Source organism: Actinomadura darangshiensis, assembly GCF_004349235.1.
Classification (GTDB): Bacteria; Actinomycetota; Actinomycetes; order Streptosporangiales; family Streptosporangiaceae; genus Spirillospora; species Spirillospora darangshiensis.
Genome location: NZ_SMKY01000532.1, coordinates 1 through 3,089, shown reverse-complemented (window position 1 = coordinate 3,089; position 3,089 = coordinate 1). Strand labels below are relative to the sequence as shown.

The following is a 3,089-nucleotide window of genomic DNA, read 5'->3' as shown; positions in this document are numbered from 1 at the left end:
GGGTTAGGTGGTGGGGGTGAGGGTTTCTAGGACCTGGTCGCCGTATTTGGCCAACTTGTTCTCGCCTACGCCGTTGACTCGGCCCAGGTCGGTGAGGGTTTGCGGGAGGGCGGTGGCGATCTCGCGGAGGGTCGCGTCGTGGAAGATGACGTAGGCGGGGACGCCCTGCTCCTTGGCGGTCGCGGCGCGCCAGGCGCGCAGGCGCTCGAAGACGGGGGCGGCTTCGGCGGGGAGCTCCACGGGGGCCTTGGCCGCCTTGGCGGTCTTCGCCGCCTTCGCGGTCGGGCGCTCGGGCTCGCGGCGCATCATCACCTTGCGCTCGCCGCGCAGGACGTCGCCGCTCGTGTCGGTCTGGAGGAGGGTGCCATGGTTGCTCTCGACGGCGATCAGGCCCTGCGCGAGGAGCTGGCGGACGACGCCGCGCCATTCCGTCTCGCGTAGTTCGGTGCCGACGCCGAAGGGCTTCAGCGCGTCGTGGTCGAACTGGATGACCTTGGCGCTCTTCTTGCCGAGCAGGATGTCGATGATGTGGCCGGCGCCGAACTTCTGGCGGCGTTCGCGGTCGAGGCGCACGATCACCGACAGGACCTTCTGGGCGGGGACGGTCGCGTCCCAGGTCTCCGGCGGTGTCAGGCAGGTGTCGCAGTTGCCGCACGGCTCGGCGGACTGCCCGAAGTAGTTGAGCAGCTGGACGCGGCGGCACTCGACCGTTTCGCAGAGGGCGAGCATGGAGTCGAGGTGCATGCTCTGGCGGCGCCGGTGGGCGGCGTCGCCCTCGCCGCCGTCGATCATCTTGCGCAGGTTGACGACGTCTTGCAGGCCGTAGGCGAGCCAGGCGGTGGACGGGGTGCCGTCACGTCCGGCGCGTCCGGTCTCCTGGTAGTAGCCCTCGACGGACTTGGGGAGGTCGAGGTGGGCGACGAAGCGGACGTCGGGTTTGTCGATGCCCATGCCGAACGCGATCGTCGCGACGACGACGAGACCGTCTTCGCGCAGGAATCGTGCCTGGTTGGCGGCGCGCGTCTCGGCGTCCAGACCCGCGTGGTACGGGAGGGCTTCGATGCCGTTCTCGGTGAGGAAGGCCGCGTGCTTCTCGACCGAGTTGCGGGACAGGCAGTACACGATGCCCGCGTCGCCCTTGTGCTCGCTCTGGAGCAGGTGCAGCAGCTGGCGTTTGGCGTCGGTCTTCGGCTCGATCCGGTACTGGATGTTGGGCCGGTCGAAGCTCGCCACGAAATGCCTGGCGCCCTCAAGGTTCAGCCTGGACGCGATCTCGCCGCGGGTGGCCTCGGTGGCGGTCGCGGTGAGGGCGATCCGCGGGATGGAGGGCCAGCGTTCGTGCAGGCCGGACAGCATCAGGTAGTCGGGTCGGAAGTCGTGCCCCCACTGCGACACGCAGTGCGCCTCGTCGATCGCGAAGAGGGAGACGTCGCCCCGGTCGAGCAGGTCGACGGTCGCGGGGAGGCGCAGCCGTTCCGGCGCCAGGTAGAGCAGGTCGAGTTCGCCCGCGACGAACTGCGCCTCGACGACGCGGCGCTCGTCGAGGTCTTGCGTGGAGTTCAGGAAGCCCGCCTGGACGCCCAGGGCGCGCAGCGCGTCGACCTGGTCTTGCATGAGGGCGATGAGCGGGGAGATGACGATGCCCGTGCCCTTCCGGACGAGCGCCGGGATCTGGTAGCACAGCGACTTGCCGCCGCCGGTCGGCATCAGGACCAGGGCGTCCCCGCCGCCGACGACATGCTCGATGATCTCCCGCTGGCCGTCCCGGAACGTGTCGTAGCCGAACACGCGCCGCAGGGTGTCGACGGTCTCAGGAGTCTCAGGGGAAGTCACCGGGCCATACTATGAACCGCTTGCGACAGCCGTCTCCAGAACCTTCACCTGTGGATAACCTCCACCAGCTCGGGGGTCAGTTCGTCCAGGTTCTTGGCGACGTGTGAGGCCAGTGCCAGCGCGTCGGACGCCGGCGGGTGCGCCGGACGAGGGATGGCGACCACGGTCATCTCCGCAGCGTGCGCCGACCGCAGCCCGTTGCTGGAGTCCTCGACGGCGACGCAGTCCCGTCCGGCGACCTCCAGCTGGGCGGCGACGACGAGATACCCGTCCGGCGCCGGCTTGCCCCGGTCGACCTCCTCCGTCGACAGGGTCGCGCGGAACAGGCCGTCCACGCCGAGCTTCCCGAGCACCAGGTCGATCAACGCGCGCGGGGACGAGCTGGCCAGCCCCAGCGGACGGTACTCGGCCATCCGCCGCACGGCCTCCTCGGCGCCGGGCAGCAGCGGCGGCCCGTCCTCATACCGCTGCGACATCTGGTCGATGACCTGGTAGGCGACCTCCTCGGCCGTGACGCCGTCCACGAGATCGGTCGCGATGTAGCTCGCCCACTCCTCGGTGCTCATGCCCATGAGCCGGTCCTGGGTGTCGGGCAGCCAGCGTCCGCCGCGGTCGGCGACGTAGCCGCGCCGCACCTCCTCCCACACCGGCTCGGAGTCGATCAGGACGCCGTCCAGGTCGAAGACGATGGCCTGCACGGGCATGGGTCCCTCCACGAACTCTCGACGGCGAAGGCGCGTGACCACGCGCGACGTCCGGTCACTACCCGGGGCGATCGGGGCGGAACCCTGCGCACTATCAAGGGGAGAAACCGGGCGAATACGACATGATCCAGTTTCAGTCTGGCATGGTGGAGATCCTCCGCACCCCCTCCGGAGTCACTGCAGAGGAGATCTGCCCATGGTGTTCCTCGGTTTTCTGCTGGTCGCGGCCGCCATCGCCGTCGGTGCCGGCGTCGTCCTGGACAACACCGGCCCGGCCGACCTCGTCGTCTTCGGCCAGAACATCCCCGGCCTGGAGAACGAATGGCAGGTGTTCCTGTCCGGCGCCGGCGTTGCCCTCGTCTTCGTCTGCGGCATGATGCTCACCTTCATGGGCGCCGGCCGCCGCATCCGCAACCGCCGCGACCTGCGGGAACTGCGGGACGAGCACGAGGAGTCGCTCACCACGCTGGAGATGGAGAAGCGCCGCCTGCAGCGCGAGCTGGCCCGCGTCCAGCAGTCCGGCAAGCGGCGGCCCCCCGCGCCCCAGGAGCC

At 69.6% G+C, this 3,089-nt stretch carries 3 protein-coding genes; 1 reads left to right on the top strand and 2 read right to left on the bottom strand.

Going from position 1 to position 3,089, the window contains the following annotated elements; genetic code table 11:
* Positions 1 to 3 precede the first annotated feature (3 nt).
* Positions 4 to 1,833, bottom strand: a complete 1,830-nt coding sequence (gene recQ, locus E1293_RS45975) for a DNA helicase RecQ (protein WP_132206306.1) — start codon at positions 1,831 to 1,833, stop codon at positions 4 to 6.
* 44 nt (positions 1,834 to 1,877) lie between these two features.
* Complete coding sequence (locus E1293_RS45970) at positions 1,878 to 2,537, bottom strand: HAD family hydrolase (RefSeq protein ID WP_132206304.1); 660 nt, start codon at positions 2,535 to 2,537, stop codon at positions 1,878 to 1,880.
* Positions 2,538 to 2,733: 196 nt separating this feature from the next.
* On the opposite strand from E1293_RS45970, the gene E1293_RS45965 reads away from it, so the two are divergent.
* Positions 2,734 to 3,089: hypothetical protein (locus tag E1293_RS45965; protein ID WP_132206302.1), on the top strand; the 356-nt coding region annotated here is incomplete at its 3' end.